The organism is Bosea sp. (in: a-proteobacteria), from assembly GCF_023953965.1.
Lineage (GTDB): Bacteria > Pseudomonadota > Alphaproteobacteria > Rhizobiales > Beijerinckiaceae > Allobosea.
In genome coordinates this window covers 788877-813797 of record NZ_JAMLIX010000001.1, presented here as the reverse complement: position 1 = coordinate 813797, position 24921 = coordinate 788877, and the positions used below count along the sequence as shown (strand labels likewise).

Genomic DNA, 24921 nt, shown 5'->3' with positions numbered 1-24921 from the left:
CGTCGAATCCGTGGTCTGTCGGTCATGGCATCTGGCTTTTACGGCGCGCGCGCCGCGTTGGCGAGGCCGGGCAGGTGAGCGGTCTCCCGCGCCAGCGCGACGAGCGCGGCCGAGATCGGGGCGAGCGCCGCTTCGCTCTGGCGATAGAGGGCGTAGAGGGCGTTATAGGCCGGGCGGCGCGCCGGGTCGGGCTCGTGGCGCCGGGCGATGCCGACGAGCGCATCCTGCGCGGCGGTGAGCGAGGCGAAGCGGCGCAGGCCCGTCCAGGCGATGATCGCCGCGCCGAGCAGGCCGGGTTCCTTGGCCGCGCCGACGACGATCGGGCGGCCGCAGAGATCGGCCTTGACCTGCGCCCAGACCGGGCTGGCCGCGGCGCCGCCGCCGAAGCGGATCTCGTCGACGCGGGTGCCGAGCGCGCCTTCCGCCCGTTCCAGCACGAGGCGGTTCAGGCAGGCGACGCCTTCGAGCACGGCATAGGCGAGGTCGGTCGGGCCGTGCTGGCGGCCAAGTCCGATGAAGGCGCCGCGCAGGCTCGGGTTCCAATAGGGCACGCGCTCGCCCTGGAGATAGGGCAGGAAGATCAGCGGCTGCGGATGGCGCGTCCCGGCGAGCAGGCGTTCGAGGCTCTCGCCGACCGGGTCCCGGCCGCCGATGAGGCCTGTGAGCCAGGCGGCCGTGTCGGCGCCGTTCTGGCTCGGCCCGCCGAGATGCCAGAGGCCGCGCCAGTCGACTGTGACGAGCCCTTCCGCCTCGGCCTGCTCGGGGCCGAGCACGCCGAGCACTTCGGTAGTGCCGGAGATGTTGTAGGCATAGCCCGGACGCAGGGCGCCGAGCCCGACGACCGCCGCCCAGGTATCGTTGCAGCCGCAGAAGACCGGGATGCCGGAAAGCCGGTCGAACGGCGCGGTGAGGCCGCCCTGGACGGGAGCGACGGCATCGCAGGGTTCGAGGATGGTCGGGATCACGTTCGGCGACAGGCCGATGGCGCCCTCGATGCTCCCGGCGCAGGCGACGAGGCGCGCCAGCGAGACCGCGTCGCTCGCCTGCCGGCCGGTCAGGCGCAGGTTCAGGTAATCCTTGGGCTCGAGCACGCAGACGAGCGCGCGGGCGTTCTCCGGCTCGGCCTCGGCGAGCCAGGCGAGGCGCGCCAGCGGGTGGAAGGCGTTGATGCGATGCGCTTCCGGATGGCCCGCCAGCCTCTCGCGCAGGCGGACGGCGATGGCTTCCGCGCGCGCGTCCTTCCAGGTCATGGCCGGGCGCAGCTCCCGCCCGTCCCGGCCGAGGAAGATTTGCGTGCGGGTGACGCCGCAGATCGCGATGCCCGCGATGCGCGTAAACAGCGCCGGCGCGTCCGCGGCGAGCCTGCCGGCCGCTTCGCCGAGCTGCGCCCACCAGGCCTCCGCACGCACCTCCGAACGGTCGAGATGGTCGCTGAGGATCGGGCCGGGGACGGCGTGCTCGGCTTGCGTGATGCCGCGGTCGTCGATCAGCGCGGCGCGAAAGCTGCTGCCGCCGAGATCGCAGGCGAGGACGACGCTCATCGGGATCCCATGGATTGCAGCGGGCTCGCCATTCCGGACAGGCCGCCGCGGCTTCGGCCCGGCGGCGGTTCATCTGCGGCAACACACTCCAAATCGCGATGAAGTCAAGCAGGCGGGCTCGGCCGCGTCGCGGCGGTTGACCCGGACGCGATTTGGTTGAGCATGGCGCAAATCCCGAATCCGACAGGGCAAGCGTCATGACCGTCCATCAGCATCCCCCCGCCATCGACTCCGCAAGGCTCGACAAGCTGGCTAAGGTCGCGATCCGCGTCGGCTTGAACCTCCAGCCGGGGCAGGATCTGTTCCTGACGGCGCCGGTTTCCGCGCTGCCGCTGGTGCGGCTCATCGCCCGGCATGCCTACGAGGCGGGCGCCGGCCTCGTCACGCCGATGCTCTCCGACGAGGAGGTCACGCTGGCGCGCTATCGCCATGCGCCGGATCTGAGCTTCGACAGGGCGCCGGGCTGGCTCTACGAGGGTGTCGCCAAGGCTTTTTCCGCCAACACCGCGCGGCTCGCCGTGGTCGGCGACAATCCGATGCTGCTCGCGGGCGAGGACGCAGGCAAGGTCGGCCGCGCCAGCAAGGCCAATGCGCTGGCCTATCAGCCGGCGCTGGAGAAGATCGCCGGCTTCGACATCAACTGGAACATCCTGGCCTATCCGAGCGCGGCCTGGGCGCGCCAGGTCTTCCCGGACGAGGCCGAGGAGGCCGCGGTCGGCAAGCTGGCGGAGGCGATCTTCGCAGCCTCGCGCATCGACGAGGCCGATCCCGTCGCCGCCTGGGCGGCTCATAACGGCGCCTTGCGGGCGCGGCGCGACTGGCTGAACGGCCAGCGCTTCGCCGCCCTGCATTTCATCGGGCCGGGCACCGACCTCACGATCGGGCTGGCTGACGGCCATGACTGGCAGGGCGGCGCCTCGCCGGCCAGGAACGGCATCGTCTGCAACCCCAACATCCCGACCGAGGAGGTCTTCACCACCCCCCATGCTCGCCGGGTCGAGGGGCATGTGGCGAGCACCAAGCCGCTCTCCTACCAGGGCTCGCTGATCGACGGGATCCAGGTACGCTTCGAAGGCGGGCGGATCGTCGAGGCCCGCGCCACGCGCGGCGAGGCGGTGCTCGCCAAGGTGCTCGACACCGACGAGGGCGCGCGGCGCCTCGGCGAGGTGGCGCTGGTGCCGCATTCCTCGCCGATCTCGAAGAGCGGCATCCTGTTCTACAACACGCTCTTCGACGAGAACGCCTCCTGCCACGTCGCGCTGGGCCAGTGCTATTCGAAATGCTTCGTCGACGGCGCGAGCCTCGCGCCCGAGCAAATCGCGGCGCAGGGCGGCAACAAGAGCCTGATCCATATCGACTGGATGATCGGCTCGGGCGAGGTCGATATCGACGGCGTCCATCAGGACGGGCGCCGCGTGCCGGTGTTCCGCAAGGGCGAGTGGGCCTGAAAAGCGAAGGCCCCCGAAACGGAGGCCTTCGCATCTGCAAAAAGCAATCCGAATTATCTGCGGTGATGTAACAATTTCATCACAGCTCAACGCTGCGTCGGCTGGCTCGCATAGGCGGCCGTCGACTGGTCGAGCCGCGAGGTCTGGAGGCCGCGGGCCCGGCGCGGCGGCAGCGGCGCGCTGGTGCTCAGCGGCGAAGCGGGAACGACCGAGACCACCGGGGCCGCGGCGGTCGCCACGCCCTGGTCGGCGCTGCCGCCGAAGACCGGCATGAAGCTCAGCGCGCGCTGGAGGAACGGCTTGTCCTCGGCCGGAGCGACCGGGGTTGAGGCGGTGCTCGCCAGCACCGGCGCCTGTGGCGCGGCCTTGGCGAGCTCCGTGGCGGCGGGAGCGGCGGCCGGGCGCGGTGCCGCAGGGTTGGCGGTGGGCTTGGCCTCGAGCTCCTCGACCGGCGGGGCGGCCGCGACGGCGGCGATGATGGCGTCGTCCTCGGCGGAGGCGGCGCGGATCGTCGCCTTGGCCTTGCCCCTGTCGTCGAGCACGACGACGCGCGGGCCGGAAGCGAGCGCGTCCTCGCGGCTGATGCCGACATTCCGCGACCCCCAGGAGGCCGAGCGGTTCAGCGCGTCGCCGCCGCTCGTGGCGAGCGCCTGCTTGAAGGAGGCGTGCTGGTCGCCGTCGTCATAGACCAGCCGGATCGCCGGCGTGCCCTTGGCGACGAGCTGGGCGACCTGGACCTCGTCTTGGTGGCGCTTCTCGGCGACGGCGGCCGGGGCCGTGCCGCCGTTGAAGAGATAGCGGCCGCCGGCGACGGAGACGGGCGGCTCCTCCTTCGTCACCTCGAAATAGTCCGAGCCTTCCTTGAGGTTCTTCCAGAAGGCGATGTTGGGGTCGAGCCGGTGCTTGGCCAGGTTCTGCGCCGTCATCCGGAAGGGGAAGGCCTGCATCTGCACGGCGCGCTGGCCGCCGTTCTGGGCCTCGCGCACCAGGGCGTAGATCTCGCCGATCTGGTCGTCGGTCATCGAATAGCAGCCGGCCGAGGAGCAGGCGCCGTGCACCATCAGATGCGCGCCGGTGCGACCGTGCGCACGGTCATAGGCGTTGGGATAGCCCATGTTGAACGAGACGTAATAGGCGGAGTTCGGGTTCATCTGCTGGGGCGCGATGGCGTAGAAGCCTTCCGGCGCCATGCGATCGCCCTCGCGGATCTTCGGGCCGAGCTGGCCGGACCAGCGGCACATCGGGAAGGTCTTCAGGAGCGCATAGCGCCCGTCGCCCCGGCGCTTCCAGATCTCGAGCTCCGATTCCTTCTTGTAGGAGCGGATCAGGATCGGCTGGTCCTTGCTCATGCCCTTCTCGGACATCAGCGCATAGGTCGCGCCCGGAATCGGGATATAGTGGCGGGAGGCGCTGCGATAACGGTCCTCCTCGCAGGCGGCCAGCGTCAATGCAACAAAAGCCACGAGCGCGAGTTGCTTCAGTGCCACGTCGTCAATCCCATCGAACGGCAGGCCGGGGCGCGACCTGTGACTTCGCAAGACGGCCAAATTGTGCCCGTCGACTCGTTTTAGAAGCGTTAGCCTTGAAGGTTCCTTACCATAGCCGCCCCGATGCTGGCCACATGGTCAACCACCCGTAAACATCCGCTCATGCCGCACCTGCGAGCTCGAGGCTCACAGATTTCGCCCGATCGCCAGGAACTTCTCCGCACGCTGGGCCACGATCTCCTCGCCGCCGAGCCCTGACAGCTCGCCGAGCGCTGCCGCGATGGCCTCGCCTGCGCGGGCGATCGCGGCCTGGCCGTCGCGATGGGCGCCGCCGTTCGGCTCCTGCACGATCCGGTCGATGACGCCGAATTTGAGCAGGTCCTGCGCCGTGATCTTCATGCCGGTGGCGGCGTCCTGCGCGCGGGCGGTGTCGCGCCACAGGATCGAGGCCGCGCCTTCCGGCGAGATCACCGAATAGATCGCGTGCTCCAGCATCAGGACGCGGCTGGCGGCGGCGATCGCGATCGCCCCGCCCGAGCCGCCCTCGCCGATGACCAGCGCCACGCTCGGTGAGCGCAGGCCGAGCCAGGCCTCGGTCGAGCGGGCGATGGCCTCGGCCTGGCCGCGCTCCTCCGCCTCGATGCCGGGATAGGCGCCGGCGGTGTCGACGAAGCTCAAGACCGGCAGGCCGAAGCGGTCGGCGAGCTCGGTCAGGCGCACGGCCTTGCGATAGCCCTCGGGCTTGGGCATCCCAAAATTGTGCCGGATGCGGGTCTCGGTCGAATCGCCCTTCTCCTGGCCGATGACGCAGACCGGCTCGCCGCGGAAGCGGCCGAAGCCGCCGACGATGGCCTCGTCCTCGCCGAAGGCGCGATCTCCCGCCAGCGGCGTGAACTCCTCGATCAGACCGGCGCAGTAATCCTTGAAATGCGGCCGCTGCGGATGGCGCGCCACCAGCGTCTTCTGCCAGGGCGTCAGCACGGCGTAGAGCTCCTTCAGCGCCTGGCTCGCGCGGGCATCGAGCTTGCCGATCTCCTCCGACAGGGAGACACCGTCGCCGCGCGCCTCGAGGGCACGCAACTCGTCGGCCTTCGCCTCCAGCTCGGCGACCGGTTTCTCGAAATCCAGATAGCTGCGCATCGTGATCCAGTTCAGATTGCCCGCCGGGAGCGGGCGCCGCACGCGATTTCCAGCAAAACCGGGGCTTGAAAAGCGGCGGACCTTGGCCGCGCCCCGGCGGAATTGTCAACCCGGTCCCGGCCTCACAGGCGGGTTTGCCGCACGCGGCGTCGGCGCCGGCTGTGGCAGCAGGATGGGTCTCAGCGCGAAGCTGCGCCGCGTCGCGCGCAAGGCTGCGCGCCGGTAGACCTGCTTTGTCGCGTCGATGACGTGGACGCCGGCGAAAGGCAGCGAGAGCCCGCTGCCGATCCGCTCCCAGGCCGGGGCCGAGCGGATCGTCAGCCGCCTTTGCAGCGGCGGGACGTAGAGCGCCTCGATCCAGCGCTCGGGCGAGAATTCGGCGCCGCGCAGCAGGGCGGCAAGCTGCCGGCGGCTGAAGGGGCGGCCCTGGCCGAAGGGCGTGCCGTCCATCCGCGCCCACAGGCCGCGCCGGTTGGGCACGACGAGGATCATCCGCCCGCCGGGGTTGAGCACGCGCGAGACCTCCTCCAGCAGGTCGTCGGGGCTTTCGGTCTCCTCCAGCGCATGGACCAGCACGATCCGGTCGATCGAGGCGGTCGGCAGCGGCATCAGCGTCGGCTCGACCAGGGCGGAGGCGGAGAGGCCGGGCGAAGGCCAGTTCACCACGCCCTGCGCCGCCGGCATGAAGGCGATCACCCGCTCGGCCTCGATGCCGAGCACGGAGAGGTAGGGCGTCGCGAAGCCCAGGCCCAGGAGGCGCTGGCGGGCGCAATCGGGCCAGAAGCGCAGCATCGTCCGGCCGATGAAGCGCCGGGCCACATGGCCGAGCGGGCTCGCATAGAAGCTGCGCAGGTCGACGACGTCGAGAGGCATGGCGCCTGACATGGAACGCGCGGCGCATAAGCGCAAGGGCCGCTTCAGTCGATGCCGGGTTGATCGCAGGCCGGGCTTGGCCCATGCAAGAGGCTTAAAGATCGCTCGCCGGAGGATGCCATGCCGCTCGACCTTCACGTCTTCCGCACGCTCGCCGACAATGCCGGCGCGCTGCTGCACGATCCTGCCAGCGGCGCCTGCGCCGCCATCGACGTGCCCGAGGCCGGCGCGGTCATCGCCGCGGCTAAGGCGAAGGGCTGGACGATCAGCGACATCTTCGTCACCCATGCCCATCACGACCACACTCAAGGCGTCGCCGAGGTGAAGCAGGCGACGGGCGCGACCGTCGTCGGCCCGGCCGATGCGGGGCCGAGCGCGCCGCTCGACCGGGTCATCGCCGAGGGCGACGCCGTCTCCTTCGGTGGCGAGCGCTTCGAGATCTGGCACACGCCCGGCCATTCCGACGGGCATCTGAGCTTCGTCGGGCTGGGCGCCAGGCTCGCCCTGGTCGGCGACGTCGTCTTCGTGATGGGCTGCGGGCGGGTCCAGCCGGGGCAGATGGAGCGGATGTGGACCTCGCTCACGCGCGTCATGGCGCTGCCGGACGACACCCGCCTGCTCGGCGGCCATGACTACACCCTGGCGAACGCCCGCTTCGCCCGTTCGGTCGATCCGGCGAACGAAGCCGTCGCGGCGCGCTTCGCCGAGGCCGAGACGGCCAAGGCCGAGGGCCGCTTCTGGGCGCTGACCACGGTGGCCGAGGAAAAGGCGACGAACCCGTTCTTCCGGGCGGGCGAACCGGCGCTCGCCGCCGCCGTCGGGCTTGCCGGCGCGGCGCCGGGCGCGGTCTTCGCGGCGCTGCGCGAAGCCAAGAACCGGTTCTGACACGATGCCGACGAAGACCGGCGACGACGCCCTCGTGCTCGGTTGCGAGCGGCGGATCGTCAATGCCTGGCCGGCGCTCTCGACGCTCGTCGTCGGCGACTGGGTGCTGCGCTTCGCCAACGGCTATTCCGGCCGGGCCAATTCGGCGACGCCGCTCAACCCTGGCGCCGAGCTCGACGCCGAGATGCTCGACCTGATCGAGGAACTCTACCGCGCCGACGGACTTGCGCCCTGCATCCGCCTGACGCCGCTGGTCGCGCAGGCGACACGCGCGGCGGTGCTGGCGCGCGGCTACCGGGTGAAGGACCGGTCCTTCGGCCAGATCGCGCCGGTCTCGGGCTTCGCGGTTTGCGAGACGCCCGAATGGCAGATCGATGCGCGGCCGAGCCCTGAATGGTGCGCCGGCGTCGCCGCCCTCCAAAGCGGGGCCAAGACGCATGCCGGCAATCTGGCGGCCATCGTCGAGAAGATCAGGCTGCCGGCGGCTTTCGCGAGCTGGCTCGTCGAGGGTGAACCGGTCGCCTTCGGCCTGAGCGTGGCCGAGCGCGGCATGGCCGAGATCGGCCTGATCTGCGTCCATCCCGATCATCGCGGCCACGGCCATGGCCGCAGCATCGTCGCGGGGCTGATGGGCTGGGCCGGGGCGATGGGCTGTCGCGACGCCTATCTCCAGGTCGAGACCGGCAACGCCGTCGCGCTCGCGCTCTATGCCGGCCTCGGCTTCCGCTCGCTCTATGAATACGAGACGCGCGTCCTCGACTGACGGCCTTTGCTAGCGGATCAGCAGCGCCGTGCCGTAGAGCCCGATGGCGAAGATGGTGTGGCTGACGATGTTGAGCAGGCGGGTCCGGCCGGCATTCGGCCGCTTCGAGGCGGCGATGCCCAGCCCCATGCCGGGCTGCAGGATGAACCAGCCGCAGCCGATCGTCGCCCAGCCGACGATCAGCGCCGGCAGGAAGGTCGGGTTGCGGGCCCAGCCGGCGCCCGCGATCACGAGCACGATGCCCGCGAAGGCGATGCCGACGAGATAGTGGCAGATCCAGCCGATCGCGAGTTCGCCGGCGACAGGCTCGGATTTGGCGATGTCGTCGTGCCGGATGCGGCCGCGCGGCAGATGGGCGAACCAGCGCCCCGGCATCGCCCAGTTCGGTTTCGGCAGGCCGAACAGGCGCAAGGCTTGCGCCCACAGATCGGTGAGCGCGGTCGCGCCCGCCCCGATGACGATCATCCGCCAAATCAGCTCCGACACGCTCGATGTCCTCCCCAGCCCGCCGCGATGCGGCCTCCTCCCTGTTGGACCGGTGATCGGGGCGCGGTCAACCGCGCCGGCGAGGCGGCGGCGTAAGGGGCGCACTGCACGCGGCGCATCGCCTGGCCTCGCGGAACCGCGACGGGCCTCGGCGGGTTGCCCCCGCGATGCGCATGCCGACGAGGGGGTGAATCATGGCAACGGCGACCGCCGGGACGTCACGCAAGGCCGCAACCGGGCCGCATGGCTCGGCCGAGCTGCCTTCCGTCACGGTGACGAGCTACAATCTCGAAATCCGCGACGATGACGGCTTCGTCGGCGACAAGGCGAGCCGCGCCGCCTTTGTCGAGCATCTCGACGCGCTGCGCCGTCATCTCGATCGCAGCGGCGACGATCCGCTGAAGGGCAAGACCGCCGAGATCGGCAAGAAGGAGCTCGACGCGCTGCTGATGAAGGGCGATGCCGCCGAGGCCGCGCTGGTGCTCGGCGCCATCGAGGGCTTCGCCCAGTCGCTCGCCTTCGTCATCCGCCGCTTCGCGCGGCTGAAGAGCTGGGCTTCGGTCGAGCGCATCGTCGTCGGCGGCGGTTTCCGCGAGAGCCGCGTCGGCGAGCTTTCCATCGCGCGCGTCGCCATCATCCTGCGCACCGAGGGGCGCGATCTCGATCTCGTGCCGGTCGGCCATCATCCCGACGAGGCCGGGCTCGTCGGCAGCGCCCATCTCGCGCCGAAATGGATCTTCGAGGCTTTCGACAGCCTCGCCGCCGTCGATATCGGCGGTTCGAACATCCGCGCCGGCATCGTCGAGCTCCGGCAGAGGAAGGCGCCCGACCTGAGCAAGGCCCGGGTCTGGAAATCCGAGCTCTGGCACCATGCCGAGGCGGAGCCCTCCCGCGACGAGGCGATCGAAAAGCTCGGGAAGATGCTGCGCGAACAGATCCGCGACGCCGAAAAGGCGGGGTTGCGCGTCGCCCCCTTCATCGGCCTCGGCTGCCCCGGCCTGATCGAGCCCGACGGCGCGATCGACCGCGGCGCGCAGAACCTGCCGGGCAACTGGGAAAGCAGCCGCTTCAACCTCGTCGACAGCGTCCGCGCGCTCGTGCCTGAGATCGGCGGGCACGAGACCGGGGTCGTGATGCACAACGATGCCGTGATCCAGGGCCTGAGCGAGATGCCGGCGATGCAGGATGTCGAGAACTGGGCGGTGCTGACGATCGGCACCGGCCTCGGCAATGCGAGCTATCGCAACAGCGGCAAGCCTTCCGGCAAGCAGCGCGGCTGAGCGAAAGCGGTAGCCCCGCCATCTTCAGGTCGTGTTTTGCAGGGATGAGGCGGCCCGCCCGTTTCCTCCGTAAGCCCGGGAGCTCCTCCGTGCCGGCCGCCCTCGTCCGCTCTTTGTCTTGCCTTGTGCGCCGGGCTGTGCCGAGGCTCGAGGCGAAGCCGAATCAGTCCGGGCAGGGCCGCACCAGCATGGCGATACGCAGGACGCCAGCGTCGTTCCGTGAGCTCAAGCGTTGGCTGGCGGCCTGCCTCGTCCTCGCCCTGGTGGCGTTGGCGGCGGCCGGCCCGGCGCTCGCCCAGGCCACGGCGGATCCCGCCGGCCTGCGGGCCCGGCTGGACGGCCTGCGCACCGAGCTGACGCAGATCGAGACGACGCTGGCCCTGCCCGATCCGGGCGACGACGTGCTGCTGCGGCAGCGGCAGCGTCTGCAGCCCGCGCTCGACCAGCTTCGCGACATCATCGAGGAGCAGACGCCGCGGGTCGACCAGGCCAAGCTCAGGCTCGCCCAGCTCGGCCCGAAGCCCGAGGCCGGCGCGCCGCCCGAAAGCGGCGAGATCGCCCGCGACCGCGAGGCGCGCACCAAGGCCTATGCCGATGCCGACGAGACGCTGAAGATCGCCAGCGCCGCACTCCTCCAGGCGGAGCAGTTGCAGAGCGGCATCGGCGACAAGCGCCGCGAGATCTTCGCCAGGGCGTTGTTCGCCGCCGGCCCCTCGGTGATCAATCCCGAGATCTGGGGCAGTGCCGTCGCCTCGGCGCCGGAGGATCTGCGCGCCTCCCGCTACATCTTCGGCGGCTGGCTGGAGACCGTGAGCGACGCCTTTTCGGGGACGCGCGGCACCGTCGTCGCGCTCGCGCTGATGGGCGCGATCCTGCTCTATCTGGCGCGGGCGCGCTATCTGCCGCGCTTCAAGGCGCGCTACGCCAACATGCAGGACAGCGGCAACCTGCACTGCCTCTACATCGCACTCGCCCATATCGTCGCCGGCGCCGCGCCGCCGGTGCTGGCGAGCTGGCTGATCTACAAGGCGCTGAGCGTGACGGGGCTCCTGCCGCCGCGCATCCAGCCGGTGATCTGGGCGCTCGTCGCGGGGCTGGCCTTCTTCGCCTTCGTGCAGGCGCTGGCGGATGCGCTGTTTGCCCCGTCGAGCCCGCAGCGGCGCCTCGTCAAGGTGATGGATACGACGGCGCGCAGCGTGGTCTGGATCGCCGGGTCGCTGGCGGCGGTGACGGCCGTCGGCAAGGTCTTCGAGGCGTGGCTCCAGGCCATCGCCGCGGGGCTCGCCATCTCGATCATCGTCAAGGCGCTCTTCGCCATCTTGTTCGCGCTCGCGCTCATCGCCGGGCTCTACCGGATCCGCGACGACGACGAGGTCGAGCAGGAGGCCTGCCTCGGCCCCTATGTCCCGCTCGACGGCGCGAGCCTGGGGCCGGTGCGCATCCTCGGCTGGATCATCGGCTTTGCCATCATCGCCGCCGCGCTCGGCGGCTATGTCGTCTTCGCCGCCTTCCTGGCCGAGCAGACGCTGTGGATCGGCATCGTCGCCTGCCTGTTCCTGCTGGCCCACCAGTTCATCGACCTCGGCATCCCGCGGCTTGTCGGCGGCAAGGGCCGCTTCGCGCTGTCGTTGAAGGCCGGCATGGGCCTGCGCGCGGCGACCCTCGACAAGATCTCGGTCATCAGCGTCGGCCTTCTCAAGCTTTTGCTGATCGTGGTGACGATCCTGCTCGTCTTCGCGCCCTGGGGGCTGGAATCGAGTGATTTCCTGGTCTCGCTCAGGGCCGCCTTCTTCGGCTTCCGGGTCGGCGGCGTCACGATCTCGCTCTCGACGATCGTCTTCGGCGCGATCGCCTTCGCGCTCGGCATCGCCGCGACGCGGGCGATGCAGCGCTGGCTCGAGAACCAGTTCCTGCCCACGACCGCTCTCGACCCGGGCCTGCGCAACTCGATCACCACGGCGGCCGGCTATGTCGGCTATATCGCGGCTGTGGCCGTCGCGGTCACCGCGGTGGGCCTGAGCCTGGAGCGCCTGACGCTGGTCGCCTCGGCGCTTTCGGTCGGTATCGGTTTCGGCCTGCAATCGGTGGTGTCGAACTTCGTCTCGGGGCTGATCCTGCTCTGGGAGCGGCCGATCCGCGTCGGCGACCAGGTCGTGGTCGGCGACACCGAGGGCATCGTCAAGCGCATCAACGTACGGTCCACCGAGATCGCGACCTTCGACCGGGCGACGGTCATCGTGCCGAACTCGAACCTGATCTCGGGCGTCGTGCGCAACCGCGTCCGCAACGACCGGACCGCCCGTGTCCTGATCGCGCTGTCGGTGCCGCGCACGCTGGAGGCCGGGCAGGTGCGCAGCATGCTGGCGGAGACGGCCGCCGGCCATGGCGACGTCGCGCAGAAGCCGCCGCCGGCCGTGCTGTTCAGGAAGATCGGCACCGCAACGATGGATTTCGAGCTGGTCTGCGTGGTCGGCGATGTCGAGATCGTCGGGCGCGTCACCAGCGATCTGAACTTCGCGATCCACAAGCGCCTGGCCGAGATGGAGCCGGCGGCCGCCGTCCCGGAGCTGATGGTGCGCGGGCTGGAAGGCGTCGAGCAGTCGCTCGACGGCATCGCCGCGGCGGTCGGACGGGAAGAGCGTGCCCGCAGCCGCGCGAAGCCGGCCGCGCCCGCCCCGGCGCGCCGCCGGCGCCGGCCGGTCGAGGCCGGGGAAACCGAGGACGCCGGGGAGGCGAAGCCCGCTCCGGCGCCCGAACCAGCCGGGGACGACAGCAAGGAATGATCGGATGCCCAACCTCCCGCGCCGCGCCATGACCTGCCCGGCGGCGCTTGCCGGCGCGCTCGCTCTTCTCGGCATCGCCGGCTGCGCCGAGCCGCAGCGCGAGCGCCAGCCCGCCTTCTACCGCGATCTCGCCTCGGCCTCCGCCAAAGTCGACGCCGGTGAGGCGCGCGCGATGATCTCGGCCTATCGCCTCAATGCGGGCTTGGGCCCGCTCGTGCTCGATCCCGTGCTCGTCGCGGCGGCTGAGCGTGAAGCAGCCGCCATGGCAGGCTCGGACAAGCCGGCCCAGGCGGACGCGGTCAAGGCGCGGCTCGCCCGGGAGGGCCAGCCCGGAGCGGAGGTCAATCTCTCGGCCGGCTACCGGCGCCTCGCCGAAGCCTTTTCCGGCTGGCGGGATTCACCCCAGCACGACCGCGTCATGAAGGATGCGAAGGCCCGGCGCATGGGCATCGCCACGGCCTATGCCCCCGGCTCGAAATATCAGGTCTACTGGGCGCTGATCGTCGCGCCTTAGAGCCTCCCGATCTCTGCGAAGCCACGGAATGACGGACGGTGGCATGGTCAAAGTTCTTTATGCAACTTCAGATTGCGCATTTACGGTTGCTCAACCATATGCAACTTATCCTTGCGCCCTGTTCAGTGTTTCCCGTTGTGGGACGTTCTGGGGGTGCCGATGTCACGCGGTCCGCTTCTGTTTGCCCTGGTCGCCGTCGTTCTGCCCGGAGCGGCCAAGGCCCAATCCGCCTCGATCGATGTCTGCACCGGGCTCAGCGTCGATCTTCCCGTGCTCCAGCCGGTGGTGGGCGTGGCGTCGGGGCTCCTGGCAGGCCTGCTCGATCCGGTGCTGAACGGCATCGTCGGGGATGTGAACGTCAACCTGCGCAATGCGCTGAGCGGCCAGAACATCGGCCTGACCCTGCGCGACCAGAACGGCAATCTCGTCAGCCTGCCGGGCGACTGCAATGTCAAGGTGGACGGCCTCACGGTCGATGCGCCGGGCGGCATCGCCATCGGCGGCGGCGAGGTCACCGGGCTCGGCGGCACGGCGAATGCGAAGGCGAGCGCGGGGGATGCGAACGCCATTGCCTTCGGCAACGGCGCCACGACCTCCGCCACTGCGACGGGCGCGGTCGCGATCGGCCTGCGTGGCGCGGTCACGGCGGCCGACGGGGTCGCGATCGGGCGCGACAGCGTGGCCTCGGCCGCGGGCGGCATCGCGCTGGGGGCCGGATCGCTCGCCCAGCGCGGCGGGCTTTCCGGGGCGGCGGAAGCCTTCAGCGGGGTCGCCGTCGCCTCGACGCAAGGGGCGCTGTCGGTCGGCTCGGCCGGAAACGAGCGCCAGATCACCAATGTCGCCGGCGGCACCCAGGATACCGATGCGGTCAATCTGCGCCAGCTCCGCTCGGTCGCCGACAACACGGCCTCGGCCCTGGGCGGCGGCGCCGGTTTCGATGCGAATGGCAGCTTTACCGGGCCGAGTTACACCCTGCGCGGCAGCGTCTACACCAATGTCGGCGATGCGCTCGCCGCGCTCGACCAGCAGAACGGCGTCATCGCCGGCGACAACACCGGCGGCCATGCGCCCGCCTCCGCCAGCGGCGACGATGCGCTCGCCGCCGGCTATGGCGCCCGGGCCGAGGGCCGGCGCTCGGCCGCCATCGGCACCCAGGCGCGGGCCAGCGGCGACGAGAGCGTCGCGATCGGTGCCGGCGCCGTCGCCACCCGTCCCCGGCAGGTGGCGATCGGCACGGCGGCCAGCACCTATACGCTGCCCGGCATCGCCTCGGCGGGAAGCCGCGCGGCGCAGAGCGGCCCGACCCAGGTCGTGACGACCGATGCGGCCGGCAATCTCGCGGCGATCCCCGTCGATCTCGGCGCCCTCGACCAGCGCATCGACGGTGTCGCAGCCTTCGCGCGCGACAGCCGGCGCGAGGCCCGCCAGGGTATCGCCGCCGCGATGGCGATGACGGGCGCGCCGCTGCCCTCGCGCCCCGGCAAGACGAGCTGGGCCGGCAACACCGCGGTCTACAAGGGTGAATGGGCGGCGGGCTTCGCCGTGGCGCACCGGCTCGACGTGGCGATCCCCATCGCGATCAATGCCGGCGTCAGCCTGACCGGCAACAGCTTCGGCGGCGCCCGCTTCGGCCTGAGCGGCGAATTCTGAAAGCGCCGGGGCACGCTCCCGCCAGCCCCTGTCAGCGGCGATGCGTCCGGGCTCTTAACCGATGGCGTCCGGGCGGCTAGCCTGCGCGTCATGCCGCCGCGCCAGCCGCTTCCCCTCTCCGTCGCACAGGCCCGCCGCCTCTGGCTCCGCGCCCAGCGGCTCGACCGGCGCGAGCCCTTCGGCGCCGGGCCTGAAGCCGCGCGTGCCGCGGTCGAGCATCTCGGCTATGTCCAGATCGACACGATCAACGTGATCGAGCGCTGCCACCACCACATCCTCTACGCCCGCATCCCGGCCTATCGCCGGGCCGATCTCGCCTATCTGCAATCGGTCGGGAAGAGCGTCTTCGAATACTGGACGCATGCGCTGGCCTATGTCCCGACCCGCGACATCCGCTGTTTCCTGCCGGCGATGAGGGCGCATCGCGAGGAGCCGAAGCGCTGGTCGGCGGTCGGCTCGCGCGAGGAGACGCGCAAGCTCCTCACCCGCATCCGCCGGGACGGCGCGCTGACGATCCGCGACATCGCGGAGGAGCCGGTCGAGAAGGCGCATCTCTGGGCCAGCCGGAAGCCGTCCAAGGGCCTGCTGGAGCGCGCCTTCTACGATGGGGAGCTCGCGATCGCGGCGCGCTCCGGCATGGTCAAGACCTATGAGCTGTTCGACCGCCATTTCCAGTGGGAGAAGAAGCCGACGCCCGCGAGCGAGCGGCAGGTCAGCGCCTATACGCTCGACCGGGCGCTGAGGGCGCAAGGCCTCGTCAGCCTCGATTCTGCCTGCCATCTCGACGCGCCGCGCAAGCGCGAGCTGGCCGGGCTGATCGCCGCCCGCGTCAGGCGCAAGGAGCTCGTTCCCGTCGCCGTGGAGGGCGCCGGCAAGATGCCGCACTGGGCGCATCCGGACGCGCTCATGCCGCTGCCCGAGCCGGACGGGACGCTGATCCACATCCTCTCGCCCTTCGATCCGCTGATGATCCAGCGCAGGCGGGCGAAGCTCTTCCTCGATTACGCCCATGTCTTCGAGGCCTATCTGCCGAAGGAGAAGCGCGTCTATGGCTATTTCGGCCTGCCGGTCATGGCGGGCGAGCGCGTCGTCGCGGTCATCGACCTCAAGGCCGACCGGGCGGCGGGCCGGCTGCTGATCCAGCAATGGACTTGGCGCGAGGGCTGCGAGAGCCCGGCGCTCAAGGTCGCGATCGAGGAGGAGCTGCAGCGCTTCGAGCGCTTCCAGCTCGGCCGCGACGAGGACATTGCCGAGGTTATGCCCCCAGGAGATCGATCAGCGCCGGGATGAGCGGCTCGTCGGCGGGCGGCATCGAAAGCTCGCGCAGCTTGCCGGGGCGGATCCATTTCAGCGCCTGCCCCTCGCGCGAGGCGGGCGTCCCCTCCCAGCGCCGGCAGACATAGAGCGGCATCAGCAGGTGGAAATCGGGATAAGCATGGCTCGCGAAGGTGAGGGGGGCGAGGCAGGGCTCCTTCACCGTGATGCCGAGCTCTTCCGCGAGCTCGCGGATCAGGGCAGGCTCCGGCCGCTCGCCGGCCTCGAGCTTGCCGCCGGGAAATTCCCATAAGCCCGCCAGCGCCTTGCCTTCCGGGCGCTGGCTGACGAGGATGCGGTTGTCGGCATCGATCAGGGCGCAGGCGACGACGAGGACGAGTTTCACGGGATCACTCAGTTGCCGGAGAGGATGACGTGGACGGGCTCGGTTTCCCGGCCCGTCAGCGTGACGAGGTCATAGACCGAGCCGCCCTCGCGGGTGAAGGCGGCCTCGTCGCCCCAGATCACCTGGGTGGTGAGGAAATAGCTGCCGGGCGCGACCTTGTCGAAGCTGAAGCGGCCATTGGCCTCGGCCTTGGTGGTGCGGGTGTATTCGGCATAGGCGGGATCGATGGCATCGTCGCGGGGATAGGCGCCGTGGGGCACGTATTTCCGCTGGCCGTAGAGATTGGCGAAGCGCTCGCGCGCGAAGGTTGTGGTGGGGACGAGGCGCACGACCTGGCCCGCCGCGTTGACGACCGCGCCGCTCGGCTTGGTGCGGAAGGCGTGGCCGGTGATGGTTCCGCTCCCGGTCTTCTTGACGAAGGCGGCCTCCTCGGCCGAGAAGGCGACGCTCGCAGGCTTGCGCTCGACGCAGCCGGCCAACAGGATACCGGCCAAGACAGCGATCCCGATCCTCATGCCGCCCCCGTTCTGCGCGGCGCCATCGTCACCATGAAGACGCCGGTAAGGATGATGCAGCCGCCGAGAAGCTGGTGCAACGCGAGTCTCTCGTGCAGGACGATGACGCCGAGGACGACCGCCACCGTCGGCACGAGATAGCCGGTCATCGCCGCCCGCGTCGGCCCGGCGGCCCGGATCAGGCGCATGAAGGCGACGACCGGGATCGCGGTGGCGAAGACGCCGAGCGCCAGCATGGCCGGCAGATGCCCGCCGAACGGCCGGAAGGCTACGGGGCCGAGCACGGCCAGCGCCAGCGTCGTGGCGATGGCGCCGGAGAACATCTGCTGGCCCAGCGCCAGCCGGGCGGGGTTCCCGGCCGCGGCGGGCAGGGTGCGGACATAGAGGTTGGCGGCGGCGTAGCTCAGCGCCGAGCCGAACATGGCGACGAGGCTGAACGCGGTGCCGCCGCCCTCGAACAGGCGCGGGCCGATCAGCAGGGCGACGCCGGCGAAGCCGAGCAGGATGCCGCCGAGGCGGCGCCCCGTCAGCCGCTCCTCGGCGAAGGCGAGATGAGCGGCGAGCGCCGTGATCAGCGGGCTCGCCGCCTGGATCATCGCCGCCGGGCCGCTGGAAAGCTCGATCAGCGCGTAGCTCACCAGCACGTTCGGCAGCCAGCCATTGGTGGTGCCGAGCACGATCCAGGGCAGGATCTCGCCCCGGCGCGGCAGGGGGCTGTGCCCGCGCGCCAGGCTCCATAGCGCGAGTGTCGCGCCGCCCAGGAGGCCGCGGCTCGCCGCGATCGCCAGCGCCGGCACCTCGCCCGTCATCAGCTTGATGAACAGATAGCTCGAGCCCCAGAGCACGGAGCAGACGATGAGGTTGACGGCGATGAAGCCGCTGCTCGGCCCGGCCGGCAGCTGTCCGTCAGGAGCGATAGTCGCCATTGATCTCGACATAGGCCTTGGTCAGGTCGCAGGTCCAGACCGTGGCCTTGCCGCGCCCCAGCCCGAGATCGGCGGTGATGACGATGGTGTCGCCCTTCATGTATGCGGAGACCGCCTCCTCGTCGTAGCTCGCGGCGCGCGCGCCCTGCTGCGCCACGAGGATGTCGCCGAAGCCGATGTCGAGCCGGTCGCGGTCGGCGGGCTCCCCGGCCTTGCCGACGGCCATGACGACGCGGCCCCAATTGGCGTCCTCGCCGGCGATGGCGGTCTTGACCAGCGGCGAATTGGCGATCGAGAAGGCGACGCGCCTGGCCGAGCGGGCGGAGACCGCGCCGGTGACGCGCACCTCGACGAATTTGCGCGCGCCCTCGCCGTCCTTGCAGACGAGATGGGCAAGCTCGAGCAGGATCGCATTCAGCGCCCGCTTGAAGCCGGAGAGCCTTGCGTCATTGACCTCGGTGATCTCGGGAACGCCCCGCGCGCGCGCCTTGCCCGTGGCGAACAGCATCAGCGTGTCCGAGGTCGAGGTGTCGCTGTCGACCGTCATCGCGTTGAACGAGCCCTTGACGCCCTTCGACAGCAGCGCCTGCAGGACGGGCGCGGCCACGGGAGCATCGGTGAAGACGAAGGAGAGCATCGTCGCCATGTCGGGCGCGATCATGCCGGCGCCCTTGGCGATGCCGGCGATGACGACCTCCTTGCCGTCGATCTTCGCCTTGCGGGTCAGCGCCTTCGGGAAGGTGTCGGTGGTCATGATCGCCCGGGCGGCGTCGATCCAGGGGCCGTCCTTGGCGCGCCAGGCGCAATCGTCGAGCACGCCTTTGAACTTGGTCGCGTCGAGCGGCTCGCCGATCACCCCGGTCGAGGCGATGAAGACCTCCTGCGGCTTGCAGGCGGCGGCCCTGGCGGCGATCTCGGCGGTGAGCGCGACCGCCTCGCGGCCCTTCATGCCGGTAAAGGCGTTGGCGTTGCCGGAATTGACGACGATCGCCCGCGCCGAGCCCTGCTTCAGGTTCTCGCGGCACCAGTCGACCGGGGCGGAGGGGCATTTCGAGCGGGTGAAGACGCCGGCGGCCTCAGTGCCCTCGTCGAGCAGCGCGAACCAGACGTCCTGGCGGCCCTTGTAGCGGATGCCGGCCTCGGCGGTGGCGAAGCGCACGCCCGGCACGGCTGGAATCCTGGGCTGGCGCTTGGGCGCGAGCGGGGAAACGGGAACATCCTTGCCGGCCATCGGGACTTCCTCCTGCGGAGCACGGCTTTGCGGCGGCGAATCGTTCGCCCGCCGGTCCGCGCGCCTTGATCCAGCAGCCTCTGCCGCAGGCCGGGGACGAAAACAAGCAGGGCGGCCGCAAGGGCCGCCCTTAAAAATTCGCCTGATCCGGAGCGAGGCGCTCAGTTCTTCTTCGGCTCGGCCGGCTTGGCCGCGTCCGGGGCCGGGGCGGCGGGCGCCGCCGGCTTGTCGAGGCGCTCGATCTTGGCCTTCTCGCGCATGGCGAGGACGAGGTCCTGCTGGGCCTTGCGCTCGAGATACTGGTCGATCTGCGCCTTCACCGCGGCGAAATCCGGCAGCGGCTTGGAGCGCTTGTCCTCGAGCTTGATGATGTGCCAGCCGAACTGGCTCTTCACCGGCTCGGAAACCTCGCCCTTGTTGAGCTTGAATGCGGCCTCGGCGAATTCCGGCACCATGCGGTCCTTGGTGAACCAGCCGAGATCGCCGCCCTCCTTGCCGGAGCCGGGGTCCTTGGAGAGCTCGGCGGCGAGCTTGGCGAAGTCCTCGCCCTTCTTCAGCCGCTCGGCCGCAGCCTTGGCCTGCGCCTCGTCCTCGATCAGGATGTGGCGGGCATGGACCTCCTCCTCGGGCGTCATCGCCTTGGTGGTGTCGTCGTAGAGCTTCTGGGACGCCTCGGGCGTCACGGCCTTCTTGCCCTCGCGGGTCAGATATTCGTCGAGCAGCACCTTGTCGCGGTAATAGGCGAGGCGGGCGGCGAAATCGGGGCTGTCGGCGATCTTCGCCGCGACGGCCGCCTTGGCGCCGAGCTTGAGGTCGACAAGATAGTTGATGACCTCGTCGCGCTTGCGCTCCTCGGGAAGCTGGGCGAGGCGCTCGCCGAGATCCTCGGTGGCGAGCTTGATGTCCTGCTCGGTGATCGCGACGCCGTCGACCCTGGCGACGACCTTGTCCGCCTGGGCGAAGGCCGGGCCCGCCAGCAGCGTAAGGCCGAGGATGGCGATGAAACGGGCTGAGTTCATGAAGGGCGGCCTTTCGTCGGAAAATCCGGATGTTCCGGCGGCTGCACTGCCAGTTGAACGCGGCAAAGGCAAGGCGGCTCAAGCGATTCCGCCGGCCGATCACGCGGCTTTGTGCTGCCGCGATGCCGCTGCGTCGCGCGATCTCGCCGCGGGCTCTTGGAAGCGGGCCGGAAAAACCCCACATCGGGAGCCGAATTCACTTGCCGTTTCGCCGCCGATGGGGGCAAACGCGCGCTGGACCCTGCCCGCGCACGCGTCTAAACACGCGGTCGCAATTCAAGAATACCGGGCCTTACGCTTCGCGCGCGACACGTGACCGAGCGCGAAGCGCGGCTCCAGAACACCATCTGAAAGGCCCAACATGCTTGGCGCGCTCGCAAAGAAACTCTTCGGCTCGTCGAACGACCGCCGCGTCAAGGGCTATCAGCCCCGCGTCGCCGCGATCAACGCCCTCGAGAAGGAGCTCGCGGGGCTGAGCGACGAGGCGCTGAAGGCGCGCACCGCCGAGTTCCGGCGTGAGATCGCCGACGGCAAGAAGCTCGACGACCTGCTGGTGCCGGCCTTCGCCACGGTGCGCGAGGCGGCCAAGCGCGTGCTCGGCCAGCGCCCCTACGACGTCCAGCTGATCGGCGGCATGGTGCTGCACGAGGGCGCCATCGCCGAGATGAAGACCGGCGAGGGCAAGACGCTGGTCGCGACCCTGCCGAGCTATCTCAACGCGCTCGAGGGCAAGGGCGTCCATGTCGTCACCGTCAACGACTACCTCGCCCGGCGCGACGCCGAGTGGATGGCCAAGCTCTACAACTTCCTCGGCCTGACCGTCGGCATCATCGTGCACGGCCTCGACGACGAGGAGCGCCAGCGCGCCTATGCCTGCGACATCACCTACGGCACCAACAACGAGTTCGGCTTCGACTATCTGCGCGACAACATGAAATACGACGTCGCGCAGATGAGCCAGCGCGGCCACCATTTCGCGATCGTCGACGAGGTCGACTCGATCCTGGTCGACGAGGCGCGCACGCCGCTGATCATCTCCGGCCCGCTCGACGACAAGTCGGACCTCTATGTCTCGATCGACAAGGTGCTGCCGGGCCTCGTGCCCACCGACTACGAGGTCGACGAGAAGCAGCGCACGGTCGCGCTGACCGAAGCCGGCAACGAGCATATCGAGGAGCTCTTGCGCGAGGCCGGCATCCTGACCGAGGGCGACCTCTACGACGCCCACAACGTCACGCTGGTCCACCACGTCAACCAGGCGCTCAGGGCGCACACGCTCTTCACCCGCGACAAGGACTACATCGTCCGCAACGACGAGGTCGTGATCATCGACGAGTTCACCGGCCGCATGATGCCGGGCCGGCGCTATTCGGAAGGGTTGCACCAGGCGCTGGAGGCCAAGGAGCGCGTCACCGTCCAGCCCGAGAACGCGACGCTCGCCTCGATCACCTTCCAGAACTATTTCCGCCTCTATGCCAAGCTCGCCGGCATGACCGGCACGGCGGCGACCGAGGCCGACGAGTTCTTCCAGATCTACAAGCTCGAGGTCGTCGAGATCCCGACCAACGTTCCCGTCGCCCGCAAGGACGAGGACGACGAGGTCTACCGCACGTTCGAGGAGAAGGTGCGCGGCGTCATCCGCGAGATCCAGACAGCGCAGGCCAACGGCCAGCCGCTGCTCGTCGGCACCACCTCGATCGAGCGCTCGGAGCTGATCGCCGAGATGCTGCAGAAGGAGGGCTACAAGCTCCTCGACTTCACCGATCCGACGGCGCTGGAGCCGGTCTACGCGGCGGCCCGGCAGGGCAAGACGCTCAAGGCCTTCGCGGTGCTGAACGCCCGCTTCCACGAGCAGGAGGCCTATATCGTCGCCCAGGCCGGCGTGCCGGGCGCGATCACCATCGCCACCAACATGGCCGGCCGCGGCACCGACATCCAGCTCGGCGGCAATGCCGATATGCGCATCGCCCACGACCTCGCCGGCATGGAGGAGGGTCCCGAGCGCGACGCGAAGGCCGCCGCCATCCGCGCCGAGGTGGGTGAGTTCAAGCAGCGCGTGCTCAAGGCCGGCGGGCTCTACATCGTCGGCACCGAGCGCCATGAGAGCCGGCGCATCGACAACCAGCTGCGCGGCCGCGCCGGCCGCCAGGGCGACCCCGGCCGCTCGAAGTTCTTCCTGTCCCTGCAGGACGACCTGATGCGCATCTTCGGTTCCGACCGGATGGACGGCATGCTGACCAAGCTCGGCCTCAAGGAGGACGAGGCGATCGTCCATCCCTGGATCAACAAGGCGGTCGAGAAGGCGCAGGGCAAGGTCGAGGCGCGCAATTTCGACATCCGCAAGAACATCCTCAAATACGACGACGTGATGAACGATCAGCGCAAGGTCGTGTTCGAGCAGCGCCGCGACTTCATGCGCCAGGCGAGCGTGCGCGAGACCATCGACGACATGCGCCAAGGCGTGGTCGAGGACGTCGTCGCCCGCCATATCCCCGAGGAAGCCTATCCCGAGCAGTGGGACACCCCCGGCCTGAAGCAGGAGGTGCTCCAGCATCTCAACCTCGACCTGCCCGTCGACGAATGGGCGAAGGAGGAGGGCATCGCCGACAGCGAGATCCGCGAGCGTATCCGCAAGCTCGCCGACGAGGACTATGCCGCCCGCATCCAGCGCAACACCGACGAGGTCATGACCTATGTCGAGAAGCAGGTGCTGCTGCAGTCGCTCGACCATCTCTGGCGCGAGCATCTCGTCACGCTCGACCATCTGCGCCAGGTGATCGGCTGGCGCGGGCTTGCCCAGCGCGATCCGCTGCAGGAGTACAAGCAGGAGGCCTTCGAGCTGTTCGACGGGCTGATCGGCCAGCTGCGCCAGCAGGTCACCGGGCATCTCTCACGCGTCGAGGTCCGCTTCGACCAGCCCGAGGACCAGGCGCCGATGCAGGCTGAGGACGGCGCCGGTTCGGGCTTCGGCGGCTATGGCGGCGGCGGGGTGCAGCTTGCCGCGGCGGAAGCCGAGACCGCCCTGCTCGACCGCAACCCGGCCGATCCGGAAAGCTGGGGCAAGGTCGGTCGCAACGAGCCCTGTCCCTGCGGCTCGGGCAAGAAATACAAGCACTGCCACGGCCAGTTCGCCTGAGGCGCGAAGCTTCCTCGATCTCTTCCGATGCCCGGCCAGGTGCCGGGCATCGTCGTTTTTTGGCGACCCTTGTCATTCCGGGTTCTTCGCTGACGCGAAGCCCCGGGATGACAATAGGGTTTGGGCATCGTCCGCATCGCCGCACCGGCCGGAAACCGTGCTGCGCCGGATCGACGCACGAATTATCCGGGCCTTGTTTACGCCTCGGTAACGCTTTCCTTTCCAGTTTGGCCGCGATGAAAGGAGATGAGACCATGTTCAAGATCACGCTTTCGGCTGCCTGCCTCGCCATGCTGGCGAGCACGGGCGTAGAGGCGGCAAGCCCAAAATCCCTCGGGCAGTTCGGCAACTGGAGCGCGGCCTCTTACGCAAAGGGAGATCTCACGCGTTGCTTCATCATGAGCAGACCTTCCTCGGAGGAACCTTCGAATTTGCGTCATGGCGAAGTCTTCTTCTTCGTGCAGACCGGCGAAAAGGGTTCGGATACGGAATCGAGCTTCCAGGCCGGCTATGACTTCGCCCGCAACTCGGTCGTCACCGTGACGATCGGCGACGACAGCTTCCGCATGCTGACCGAAGGCGGCAACGCCTGGCTCGAACGGCTGGAGCGCGAGCCTGCTTTGCTCGCCGCGATGCGGGCCGGCAACACCATGACCCTCGAAGCGCGCTCGCTGCGGGGCAACGCAACCAGCTACACCTTCTCGCTCTCGGGCGTGACGGCGGCGTCGCGCCTGCTGGAGCGCTGCAATCCGCAGGCGACGCAGAGCTGACGCCGGCGCCGAGGTGCGGCTTCCGCCGGCATTTCCGGACTGGTATGGTCCGGCGAAACGCTTTCCGGGAGGCGGACTATCTCGACTGAAGCAGAGGACCCAGCGCCGACCGACATCGACGGCCGCTCGCTGGCGCGCGCGCAGGCACTGGTGCAGCGCATCGTCGCCGAGCGGCATGACCGGCCCTCCCTGGTTTCACGCATCGCGATCGAGGTGGGCGCCGAGATCATCGAGGGCATCAGGCAGCCCGGCGACGATTTGAACTCGGTCGAGCTCTCCAAACGCTACCGCACCAGCCGCACGCCCATCCGCGAAGCGCTGATGCTGCTCGAAAAGGAGGGGCTGGTCGATGTGCCGCCGCGCAAGCGGCCCCGCGTGGCCTCGCCCGACATCGAGGAGATTCGCGAGATCTATCGCGCCCGGGCAACGCTCTTTGCGATGATCGCCGGCGAGACCGCCCGCTCGCTCGATCGGGACAGGCTGGAGCGGCTGAGGGCCGGCCTGCGCGAGATGAAGCAGGCTTACGACGCCGGCGATCTCAACGCCTTCGTCTGGGCCAATGTCGATTTCTATGAACTGAGCACGCAGCTCGCCGGCAACCTGACGGTGAAGCGCATCCTCGATTCATTGCTGCTGCGCACGGCCCGGCTGCGCCGGCTAAGCCTGGCGCGTCCCGGCCGGATGGCGCGCTCCTATGACGATCACGCCAGGCTGATCACGGCCTATGAGGACCGCGACGCGCAGCTTGCCTCGGCGCTGATCCAGTCCAACCACATCAATGCGCTGGCGGCCCTCGAGAGCTATCTCGTGTGAG

At 69.6% G+C, this 24921-nt stretch carries 22 protein-coding genes; 12 read left to right on the top strand and 10 right to left on the bottom strand.

The genetic code is table 11. From position 1 onward, the window contains the following. Positions 1 to 38: 38 nt before the first annotated feature. A complete protein-coding gene (locus M9917_RS03850) occupies positions 39 to 1541 on the bottom strand; it encodes a xylulokinase (protein WP_297251004.1) in 1503 nt (500 codons plus the stop codon). A 197-nt stretch (positions 1542 to 1738) separates the two neighbouring features. Here M9917_RS03850 and M9917_RS03845 point away from each other — a divergent pair, with 197 nt between their 5' ends. Next, entirely contained in the window at positions 1739 to 2989 is a 1251-nt protein-coding gene (locus M9917_RS03845; protein ID WP_297251001.1) for an aminopeptidase, read from the top strand. Between the two features lie 86 nt (positions 2990 to 3075). Here M9917_RS03845 and M9917_RS03840 read toward each other — a convergent pair whose 3' ends face one another. The 3 genes from M9917_RS03840 to M9917_RS03830 all read right to left on the bottom strand — a co-directional run bounded on the left by M9917_RS03840 (position 3076) and on the right by M9917_RS03830 (position 6489). Then, positions 3076 to 4476 carry a L,D-transpeptidase family protein gene (locus M9917_RS03840; RefSeq protein WP_297250999.1) on the bottom strand — a complete coding sequence of 467 codons (1401 nt, stop codon included), beginning with the start codon at positions 4474 to 4476 and terminating at the stop codon, positions 3076 to 3078. Between the two features lie 186 nt (positions 4477 to 4662). Beyond that, positions 4663 to 5616: an acetyl-CoA carboxylase carboxyltransferase subunit alpha gene (locus M9917_RS03835; protein WP_297254687.1), complete on the bottom strand. Its 954-nt coding sequence runs from the start codon at positions 5614 to 5616 to the stop codon at positions 4663 to 4665. 105 nt (positions 5617 to 5721) lie between these two features. After that, on the bottom strand, positions 5722 to 6489 hold the full coding sequence (locus M9917_RS03830) for a class I SAM-dependent methyltransferase (RefSeq protein ID WP_297250997.1): 768 nt from the start codon (positions 6487 to 6489) through the stop codon (positions 5722 to 5724). 120 nt (positions 6490 to 6609) lie between these two features. Between M9917_RS03830 and gloB the strand changes: the two genes are divergently transcribed. Then, positions 6610 to 7374, top strand: coding sequence for a hydroxyacylglutathione hydrolase (gene gloB / locus M9917_RS03825; protein WP_297250995.1), 765 nt, complete (start codon positions 6610 to 6612; stop codon positions 7372 to 7374). 4 nt (positions 7375 to 7378) lie between these two features. After that, entirely contained in the window at positions 7379 to 8137 is a 759-nt protein-coding gene (locus M9917_RS03820) for a GNAT family N-acetyltransferase (RefSeq protein ID WP_297250993.1), read from the top strand. A 9-nt stretch (positions 8138 to 8146) separates the two neighbouring features. Here the strand turns inward: M9917_RS03820 and M9917_RS03815 are convergent, their stop codons facing one another. Further along, positions 8147 to 8602, bottom strand: coding sequence for a DUF2938 domain-containing protein (locus M9917_RS03815; protein WP_465246363.1), 456 nt, complete (start codon positions 8600 to 8602; stop codon positions 8147 to 8149). A gap of 215 nt (positions 8603 to 8817) precedes the next feature. Here M9917_RS03815 and M9917_RS03810 point away from each other — a divergent pair, with 215 nt between their 5' ends. From M9917_RS03810 to M9917_RS03790, 5 genes are all read left to right on the top strand, one after another. Then, a complete protein-coding gene (locus M9917_RS03810; protein WP_297250990.1) occupies positions 8818 to 9903 on the top strand; it encodes an ROK family protein in 1086 nt (361 codons plus the stop codon). Positions 9904 to 10091: 188 nt separating this feature from the next. Then, positions 10092 to 12686, top strand: coding sequence for a DUF3772 domain-containing protein (locus M9917_RS03805; RefSeq protein ID WP_297250988.1), 2595 nt, complete (start codon positions 10092 to 10094; stop codon positions 12684 to 12686). A 4-nt stretch (positions 12687 to 12690) separates the two neighbouring features. Continuing rightward, on the top strand, positions 12691 to 13200 hold the full coding sequence (locus M9917_RS03800) for a CAP domain-containing protein (RefSeq protein WP_297250986.1): 510 nt from the start codon (positions 12691 to 12693) through the stop codon (positions 13198 to 13200). A gap of 159 nt (positions 13201 to 13359) precedes the next feature. Next, positions 13360 to 14850, top strand: a complete 1491-nt coding sequence (locus M9917_RS03795) for a hypothetical protein (protein WP_297250984.1) — start codon at positions 13360 to 13362, stop codon at positions 14848 to 14850. Positions 14851 to 14940: 90 nt separating this feature from the next. Further along, a complete protein-coding gene (locus tag M9917_RS03790; protein WP_297250981.1) occupies positions 14941 to 16140 on the top strand; it encodes a winged helix-turn-helix domain-containing protein in 1200 nt (399 codons plus the stop codon). Here M9917_RS03790 and mutT read toward each other — a convergent pair. The 5 genes from mutT to M9917_RS03765 form a co-directional block, all read right to left on the bottom strand. After that, positions 16106 to 16522 (bottom strand): 8-oxo-dGTP diphosphatase MutT, encoded by a 417-nt coding sequence (mutT, locus tag M9917_RS03785; protein WP_297254685.1) that lies wholly within the window; start codon positions 16520 to 16522, stop codon positions 16106 to 16108. The genes M9917_RS03790 and mutT overlap by 35 nt on opposite strands. Beyond that, a complete protein-coding gene (locus tag M9917_RS03780; RefSeq protein WP_297250979.1) occupies positions 16519 to 17004 on the bottom strand; it encodes a carboxypeptidase regulatory-like domain-containing protein in 486 nt (161 codons plus the stop codon). Before M9917_RS03780 ends, mutT begins: the two co-directional genes overlap by 4 nt. A 17-nt stretch (positions 17005 to 17021) precedes the next feature. Next, a complete protein-coding gene (locus M9917_RS03775) occupies positions 17022 to 17951 on the bottom strand; it encodes a DMT family transporter (RefSeq protein WP_297250977.1) in 930 nt (309 codons plus the stop codon). After that, the gene (gene argJ / locus M9917_RS03770) at positions 17932 to 19182 is read right to left on the bottom strand and encodes a bifunctional glutamate N-acetyltransferase/amino-acid acetyltransferase ArgJ (protein WP_297250975.1); all 1251 of its coding nucleotides are present in this window, start codon (positions 19180 to 19182) and stop codon (positions 17932 to 17934) included. Before argJ ends, M9917_RS03775 begins: the two co-directional genes overlap by 20 nt. Positions 19183 to 19343: 161 nt before the next feature. Next, positions 19344 to 20201 carry a peptidylprolyl isomerase gene (locus tag M9917_RS03765; RefSeq protein ID WP_297250973.1) on the bottom strand — a complete coding sequence of 286 codons (858 nt, stop codon included), beginning with the start codon at positions 20199 to 20201 and terminating at the stop codon, positions 19344 to 19346. Between M9917_RS03765 and M9917_RS03760 the strand changes: the two genes are divergently transcribed. From M9917_RS03760 to M9917_RS03745, 4 genes are all read left to right on the top strand, one after another. Further along, entirely contained in the window at positions 20182 to 20517 is a 336-nt protein-coding gene (locus tag M9917_RS03760) for a hypothetical protein (RefSeq protein ID WP_297250971.1), read from the top strand. The genes M9917_RS03765 and M9917_RS03760 overlap by 20 nt on opposite strands. Before the next feature lie 45 nt (positions 20518 to 20562). Continuing rightward, positions 20563 to 23337 carry a preprotein translocase subunit SecA gene (secA, locus tag M9917_RS03755; protein ID WP_297250969.1) on the top strand — a complete coding sequence of 925 codons (2775 nt, stop codon included), beginning with the start codon at positions 20563 to 20565 and terminating at the stop codon, positions 23335 to 23337. A 107-nt stretch (positions 23338 to 23444) separates the two neighbouring features. After that, a complete protein-coding gene (locus tag M9917_RS03750) occupies positions 23445 to 24107 on the top strand; it encodes an invasion associated locus B family protein (RefSeq protein ID WP_367273902.1) in 663 nt (220 codons plus the stop codon). Positions 24108 to 24257: 150 nt separating this feature from the next. Beyond that, on the top strand, positions 24258 to 24920 hold the full coding sequence (locus tag M9917_RS03745; RefSeq protein ID WP_297250967.1) for a GntR family transcriptional regulator: 663 nt from the start codon (positions 24258 to 24260) through the stop codon (positions 24918 to 24920). Position 24921 lies beyond the last annotated feature (1 nt).